The sequence below is a fragment of the Oceanimonas marisflavi genome, from assembly GCF_003049725.1.
Taxonomy (GTDB): Bacteria; Pseudomonadota; Gammaproteobacteria; order Enterobacterales; family Aeromonadaceae; genus Oceanimonas; species Oceanimonas marisflavi.
Genome location: NZ_QAGM01000042.1, coordinates 1 through 7,466 on the forward strand (window position 1 = coordinate 1; position 7,466 = coordinate 7,466).

At 52.2% G+C, this 7,466-nt stretch carries 7 protein-coding genes; all 7 read right to left on the reverse strand.

Annotation, left to right across the window (positions count from 1 at the left end):
• Nucleotides 1-103: 103 nt before the first annotated feature.
• Nucleotides 104-691, reverse strand: a complete 588-nt coding sequence (gene cas1e / locus DA373_RS15725; RefSeq protein ID WP_269801432.1) for a type I-E CRISPR-associated endonuclease Cas1e — start codon at nucleotides 689-691, stop codon at nucleotides 104-106.
• Between the two features lie 27 nt (nucleotides 692-718).
• Nucleotides 719-1,540 carry a type I-E CRISPR-associated protein Cas6/Cse3/CasE gene (cas6e, locus tag DA373_RS15730; RefSeq protein ID WP_107853221.1) on the reverse strand — a complete coding sequence of 274 codons (822 nt, stop codon included), beginning with the start codon at nucleotides 1,538-1,540 and terminating at the stop codon, nucleotides 719-721.
• A 1-nt stretch (nucleotide 1,541) separates the two neighbouring features.
• Entirely contained in the window at nucleotides 1,542-2,279 is a 738-nt protein-coding gene (gene cas5e, locus DA373_RS15735; protein ID WP_198650338.1) for a type I-E CRISPR-associated protein Cas5/CasD, read from the reverse strand.
• Nucleotides 2,280-2,288: 9 nt separating this feature from the next.
• Entirely contained in the window at nucleotides 2,289-3,323 is a 1,035-nt protein-coding gene (cas7e, locus tag DA373_RS15740; protein WP_107853223.1) for a type I-E CRISPR-associated protein Cas7/Cse4/CasC, read from the reverse strand.
• Nucleotides 3,324-3,337: 14 nt separating this feature from the next.
• Nucleotides 3,338-3,949, reverse strand: coding sequence for a type I-E CRISPR-associated protein Cse2/CasB (casB, locus tag DA373_RS15745; protein WP_107853224.1), 612 nt, complete (start codon nucleotides 3,947-3,949; stop codon nucleotides 3,338-3,340).
• Nucleotides 3,949-5,541: a type I-E CRISPR-associated protein Cse1/CasA gene (casA, locus tag DA373_RS15750; protein ID WP_107853225.1), complete on the reverse strand. Its 1,593-nt coding sequence runs from the start codon at nucleotides 5,539-5,541 to the stop codon at nucleotides 3,949-3,951. The genes casB and casA overlap by 1 nt, the downstream gene beginning before the upstream one ends.
• Nucleotides 5,542-5,803: 262 nt before the next feature.
• On the reverse strand, nucleotides 5,804-7,466 hold a 1,663-nt coding region (cas3, locus tag DA373_RS15755), incomplete at its 5' end, for a CRISPR-associated helicase Cas3' (protein WP_408635793.1).

Below are 7,466 nucleotides of genomic sequence, written 5' to 3' on the forward strand. Positions count from 1 at the left end.
AGCCCACCAAATTGAGTATTGTTGGCAAACAAAGAAGGTGCTGGATGAAAACCGACCATCTTGAAAAGGTGCTAAAAGCAGGAATTTCAAAATTGATTGAAAACTAAGCGCTCATGCGTTCACCCTGATACAGGCAGGAAGTGGCAGCACTGATGCACTGATTGACCTTATCACCTTTAGACCAGTCTTTCGGATCATAACGGCGACCGTTCCACTTTACGCCGTACTGTTTTGCCAGCATGGCGTAAGTAGCCCGCACCCGACTGCCCTCAATACCCCTGAGCTGATCTACTGAGCGGCGGCTGGGAGCTTCTTCACCAAAGCGCAACTCAAACATTTTACGCACGACTTTAAGACGAAGATCTTCCTCCAGGGCCAGCCTGGCCTGATACAACAGCTTATCGGAGCGGGCTCCACCTGGCTGCCCGGAGGCATAAAGACGTACGCCTGCTTCGCCAACCCACACCAGCAAAGTTCCAACCGTGGCCGCCAGCTTGGCGGCCGCATGAGAAACCCGGGTGCCGGGCTCCAGCATAATGCAGGCCACCGAGCCCACGGGAATGTGAGTGCGCACACCACTTTTATCAATCAGCACAAAGGCACCGTCAATCACATCGATCTGTCCATATTGCAGAAAGATCATTGAAGCCCTGTTTTTAAGCGGTATCGGTTTGAGGGGAATAAAAGCCATGCATCAACTCCCTAAAAGTGCCGCGAATCAAATCCTTCGAATTAACATCAGGCCACAACCAAAGGCCTTGGATCTTCCGACTCCCCTCACAAGACTCTCAATAAAGGTTTCCGGTTTATCAACGGTAAGAGAACCGCTGAGGTTAATTGAGCTGAACATGGCACCAGTACCTTTGCCCTTGATATGGTGCTGAAAATATCCATCGGCTTGCACGGCATCATCAGAGCACTGAATACCAATTTGTTGACTACGCTGTTGCCACCAGGTCAGTAAAGCCCGCTCGGATATGGTTTTTAATGCCAGTTCAAGCGCTGAGCTTCTGCCCAATCTTGCTTCCAGCTCGTCACAATAGCGACCGTTTTCAATCACTGTATTCCAGCGCTGAATATCTTCATCTGTCGCCATATCCAGCAACCGGTGCTTCAGATTTTTTTTGGTACCCTCAATGGACAACTCCAGCGACTGTGCTTCCTGATACAGCCATTTCTGCTGGGCATCCATCAAAACATCATGCCGTTTTCCGTTACGGCACACCGTTGGGTTTACCCTGAGTTGAAAGCCAAGTTGATCTCCTGACTTAAGCTGAGGTAAAAATGGCCTGCTTTCCACCTGAAACAGCTGCTCGGCATTATCAGGCTGCTCGCGGGAAAGCACATAAAAAACAGGCTCTCCCTGAGGTACCAGACGACCATCACTCTGCTCGTGACGAAATAAAAAGCTGCGCTCACTTTGCTGAGTGAAAAGCCGCCACAGCAACTGGTGATAGCCATACACCCCTTTGTGCATGGATTTAATCAACTCGGCTCTGGCCGATGGTGCATCAGCCAAAGTTACGCGGGATAAATACATGTTATTCCTCCACCAGAGTCAGCTGATGCACCTGCCGTGCCGAAAACTGCCAAGGCTCTCTGCTTATCGGCTCATCCCATACTTGACTGCTCTGCACACCTTCATATTCACCCAAGTCATCGGCCGTTCCCTGCCACAGATAAGTGACGGTGTTACCCAGGCCAAGCCAGCGCCGGTCCTGCTCATGGCTGAATAAAATCGGCGGGAATGACGTATCGAGCGCTTCTTTTAACTCAGCTTCCACTAATTGAGGAGTAACCGGAACAGCCAGCGGACATGCCTTTCGCCCCAAGTAGGGAGTAAACATCGGTTTTGTTAATGCTGCTTTCAACACCTCCAGAGTAAATTCACTTTCTTGTTGCAACTGCCATACCGCAACCACCCAGTAACCATCACTGCGATAATCACGGCTGGACAAAACAGTATTCAGCTTCTCTTTCTCGACACTCAGCTCATCTTTCCGGCTGTAAAATATGCGTTTCTTGTCCTGTGAAGGTACCTGAGCGGTATGATAGTCCCGCATCAGGCTGCCGCAGGAATAAGCCTTAACGGCAATACCCACCGCAGTCCGCAGCGCATCAAGCCGGCTGATATCATCCCGTTTAATACCCAGCGCGGCACCAAGCAGCCCGAGTACTGCAGAGCGACTGGGAGTCAGGCCCGAAGGCCTGTCTCCGCCCACTGCTGCTTCTCCCCAGCTGGCCATGGGACCGTAAAGCCGAAAAACCAGATATTGCATAATGCCTCCTTAATCTGCGGCAAATGCTTTTAACTGCTCAAAGCTGCCCTCACCTTCCAGGGCATTTACGGAGTAACGGTCATCGGCACAGGCTCCATACACCTTGTCAAAATTTTCAACCTGCCGTTGCAGTGCCTGTACCGCGTCTTCGGCCTGGTTTTCACCGATAATAGGTTTCAGAAAGGCGACCGACAGTGAACGAGGCTGCTGGCTACCTTTTTCGGCCAGCACATAAGAGGCATAAGCTCGGGAAGCAAAACTGTTCTGCTTACCTTTTGGGGACACTTTCACCGCAGCTTCTACCAGCGCTGTAATAGCTTTATTGGCAAGTTCAATATCACCGCCCAGATTACTGACGAGCAACTCTTTGTCGATGCAGATGTAGCTGTAAAACAAGGCAGCAGAAAAGGCCGCTTCACCAATATGCGCCGCGCCAAGATCCGAGTCGCCCCGGTTAAGGTCATCCACAGCGGTAAAATAATCTTCTTCAACTGCAATGCCATGCACACTGATGGCATGGGCAACCTGACAGGCAGCCTCACAATTAAATTCAGGGGAAGACGCCAGCATTCGACCAAACATGGCAATATCCGCTGCTGCGGCATTCCGGCGCAACAAGGCAAGATCTTCTTTTTCCGGCGCGCGGTTTTCTGCAGCCAGGGTCTTCACCAAGGCGTCTACCGCTGCCAGCTCTTCCGGGCTGATATGGGCAAGCTGTTCAATTTCCAGACTGTCTTTTTTGCCTTTACCAAACACACCAGCAATGGCGATTGCCCAGGTTTTAGCCTGTTTCTCAGACACGCCCAGCTCACACAACTGATTAAATACTTCCACACCCAGCCGTTTGGTACGGGTACCAATATGCTGACCCAAGGTTTGCTCAAACACATCGGAAGTACGCCAATGACGCTTCAGGCTCTGTGAGCTGACTCGTAAACGCTCCGTTCCGCCCATGCGGGCAGTTTTTGGCCGGCCCAGATCGTCACGGTTCAGGTTTGAAGGGGCATAGGAAGTCAGCAGGTGCACTTGAATAAATTTGCTCATCATAATCTCCTTGTTTAATTCTTGTTTTTTGCCAGTGCCGACTCGGCGGCCTGGTAGTAATCCATTGCCCAGCGTACGGCGATTTTCTTATCGGGCCGCAGTGCCTGCTGGCCATGATGTTCATCAAACCAGTCGAGTATTCCTCTGGCCAGAGAAGCCACATGGGTTTTACCGTTTACCTGCTTAATCAACCGGTGCAGGCGACGGTAAAAATCCTCTGGGGTTCTCGCCCCCTGCAGTTGCTGAAAGCGCAATTCACTGACTTTGGGTTTGTCGATATCGGGATTAATTTTGCCCAGTGACGCCGCAAAACTTCTGCTGTCATCCTGCTGCTTTACATGACTCAGCACGCCCGCCAGAGCAGCCCATGCAAGCATGCTCCAAGGTTTGCGCTTCCGGGCCGAATCCGGCAGCGCCAGCCACAAGGCTCTGAACCCTTGAGTCATCAAGGCTGCTTCCGGTGTCCCTGCCCGTTTCAACTCGGCACGATAAACCGTGGGTGCGGGCCGAATATTCAATGCTTTGAGTTCCTGCTCGGTCAGCATCATGGCTTGCCACCAGCGCATTAATGCGCCCTCGCCGGCAAAGAGTGCTTTGGGTGTTACGGCTTGCTCTGTGTCTGTCATCACGCCAGCTCCTCGGTTAAGGTATCGAGTCGGTAATCCTGACTGAATTGCCGAATACGTTTGCTGCCTGCCAACCAGCCAGTGAGCTGACGGCGCGCACGGATTTTTTTATACATTTCCCGGTCGGGATACAGATTGGACAGTGCCAAATCGTCAAACAATGTTTTGGCATGACGGGACAATGCCCACAGCCAGCGCGCGGCAGCTTCCGGTGTTAACCGGCCATCCGGTGCATTCAGCAGCGCTGCCACCATCTGGAAAAAGTCATTCTGTGTTCGCTGCCAGAACTGTAAGTCGATATGGCTGGTATCCCCCTTGGCATCGACCGGTTTATCAAACCAGGCTGCCTTGATCTGAGTCCGGCAGTGCCACAGCACTTCTTGCGCCAGGGTTTGCATGGCCTTGATCTCATGGAGCAACTCATCCCTGATCTCGGGATCCAGCCGAATCAGCGGAAATTCACTGTTGTACCAGCCTCTGGCCTTCATATTGTCCATATCGAATCCAAAGGCCCACAATCTGGGGGCTTCTCCCCAGTCAAAATCGAAATATTCAGACTTGTGAAGAAGAAAGTCCTGTACCACCTGGGCTGGATGACTGCCTTCCGCCGTATCCACAAAGCTGAGGCTGTGCCATTGCTTATACTGAATTCCGCCGGATTGCCCTTTGGTGGATAGGTAATCCTCATTCGGCTTTTTGGGGTTGGAACGGTAATGAGTCAGCGGATGTAGCCAGGTGCCTATATAGTTATTGCCGTAATTGCTGGTACGGTATTGCCGGCAAACAGTGGAGCACGCTTTAAGACTCAATTGGCAAGCGCCTTCCTGCTGTTCAAACAACAACCGGATTCGCCGCGGCATGGCCCAAAATATGGCAAGCGGATGCACATCGTGTGCATAGATGTCACTGCCCTTGTTTTTGCTGATGCGGGTTTCCCCCAGCCAGGGGAACAGCTCTGCACTGTGATAATCGGGGTCTTTATACGCCCAGAACTCCCGGCTCTGAACATTCAACCATAGCTTTTGCCACAGGCTGGCGTCTTCTTCATGGGGCAGCACCAGGGTGGTCAGCGGGCCGCCTCCTCGCAGGCCGGTTCTGTGTCCCTGGCCACCCGATGGCGCATTGATTTGCAGGGTAAACAGCGCCAGTGCCGCCATTTCCGGCGACAGCGTTTCCGCAATGCCACGTTTAATGAAATGATCGGTATTCAGCTTCAGGGTGTTGCCGCCCGGCGCTTCAATCAAGAGGCCGGAAACCGGAACAGGACTGGCGGCATCCAGCGGATCCAAATCCTGCATAAAGCGTGGTCCGTCTCCGTCCAGATCAAAAGCATGATCTACCTTGGCAAACGCGGCTGCCAGCTTGGCCTCATCGGGCGGCGTCAGATACTGTTCGTGCCAATCATATTTATCCTGCGGGGCCATCACCGTTTGCAACAAACCAATGGCAAACTGATATGCAGCACCATGAAAGTCGGCTCTTGGCAGTGCAAAGTCCACCACATCCGGATGGGCAATGGCGGTGAGCGGTAACTGCTGCTCACTACCATCCCTGAGGCGGTAGCTAAGCCAACGAGAGGTAAGCAGGTTCATCCTTTAACTCCCCGAATTAGAAAGTACAAAAAACAGACTAGACAATAAACATAAGGTTTGCAATGGTGCTAAAAAATTAAATACCAACTAAATTATCCACCTGGACATCTTGGCTTCCAGCCAGCCTCAGGCCACTTTGAGATTCTAGATATCGCATCTTATTTCACGTACTCTTTCACTGTTCTCCGGCGCATCGGAGATGAACCCGTTTGAAATGGGGCTAGCCTTGTATAGCAATAAAGTTCCCCGCTTCGGCGGGGATTTACTTCTTCTCTACCACTCCCAGCTGAGCGCAGTATCCAAAGCCTTGATCACTATCAGGTAGCCAAGGCTGCAGAAACTTTGCCTGGGGATAGCGCTGTGTAAGTTTTTCAAAGTCTGCGACAAACTCGCCGGGCAAGGCTGCCAGTTTGTCGGCGAAGCGATGCTTGGCAAGCTTCACCACACTGTTCTGCAAGGCATAAGGCTCGCCTTCTGCCCACAACTGGAGCCGGCCATGAGAATCAAGCCTGAACACCAGCACCTGAATGGTTTCCCTGTCCGAAAAACGCGTGCTGATCTCAATGTTATCGTCGTGCCAGGCCTTGGCGCTGCTCTGGTTGTAACCCTTGCCCCACTCAATTAACTGACTCTTGGCCCGGGCGGCCTGACCACGGACTTCACCAAAATACTGATCTTCCTTTTCCTGCAGCGCTGGTGGCATACGCTCAAACGCAGTTTTGTCATAAACCGCTTCGATCAGTTTTCTTGCCTCACCCGGCATGCGGATCGCACCCTGCTTGCGCAATATCTGCATGCCCAACCACAGCCTGCTGGGAGAGCGGTAAACGTGTTCGGTATTGGGTAAATGATTGAGCAGCCAGTCAGCATTGGGTTGCTCCTGCCACTCGGGAGCATGAACCAGCAAAAGAGGAGATGAACGCTCATCCTGCGTTTTATCTGAGCGGTTACCCCATTTGTCCCGAATGTGACGGTGGAGCCGGCCAGCACGCTGAATGAGATCATCAATAGGGCAGAGATCGGAGATCATCAGGTCGGCATCTGCATCAAGGCTTTCCTGAAACACCTGGGTGGAGATCAGGATTTGACCCTGCCTGTCATCCTTGCCGCCCTGCTTGCCGAAGATAGCCAGCACCCTGTTTTCTATTGTCTTGCGATCTTTCAAGGCAAAGCGGCTGTGAAACAGTGTCAGCGTTTCATCAGACCCAAGTTGCTCAGCGAGCATTTGATAGGCACGAATGGCATCGTCCACCGAGTTGCGAATCCACACCACACACTGGTCATTTTTGTGAGCATGCAGGATTTTTTCGACACAGGCTTGTTCGCTATGCACAAACGCAACATTCAGCTCCCGGCTAACTGACTTCCTGCTGGCAACCGGTGTTTCTGTAAGCCCTTGCTCAAAGCTAATATGTGTTGCCAGGGGAAAATCATCTTTTTTCGGCAACTGCAAAGGAGCAATCCCCCCAGCCTGTTGCCAGATCCGGCACAATCGTTCCCGTTGTTGCTGTGCCAACGTCGCAGTCAGCAAAATAACGCTGCCCCCCTGGCGCAGATGAACCTGTAACAGATCATCCAGCAATTCAAACATGAAGGCGTCGGCCGCATGCACCTCATCAAAAATCAGCACTTTCCGATGCAGGCCTATCAGTCGTAGCGGCTGATGCTTGCGTGGCAGCACCGCCATTAATGCCTGATCGATAGTGCCCACTCCCACCGAGGCCAACAGCGCTTTCTTGCGGGAGTCTGCCAGCCACTGATTACAATACAGACTGGCGGTATCGTCGCCTTGTGCATAAGAACCTGTTTGAAATCTTTCGCCAATAGCCGATACTGGACGGATGAAACGAAAAACATACCCCAGCGACATTACGCGAGCACAATTTGAAGCCGTCAGACCGTTATTGGAACAGGCCAGTAAGCGC

Bases quoted from the DNA above. Each gene is read 5' to 3' on its own strand.
- cas1e (WP_269801432.1), bottom strand. From the start codon at position 691: ATGGCTTTTATTCCCCTCAAACCGATACCGCTTAAAAACAGGGCTTCA.
- cas6e (WP_107853221.1), bottom strand. From the start codon at position 1,540: ATGTATTTATCCCGCGTAACTTTGGCTGATGCACCATCGGCCAGAGCC.
- cas5e (WP_198650338.1), bottom strand. From the start codon at position 2,279: ATGCAATATCTGGTTTTTCGGCTTTACGGTCCCATGGCCAGCTGGGGA.
- cas7e (WP_107853223.1), bottom strand. From the start codon at position 3,323: ATGAGCAAATTTATTCAAGTGCACCTGCTGACTTCCTATGCCCCTTCA.
- casB (WP_107853224.1), bottom strand. From the start codon at position 3,949: ATGACAGACACAGAGCAAGCCGTAACACCCAAAGCACTCTTTGCCGGC.
- casA (WP_107853225.1), bottom strand. From the start codon at position 5,541: ATGAACCTGCTTACCTCTCGTTGGCTTAGCTACCGCCTCAGGGATGGT.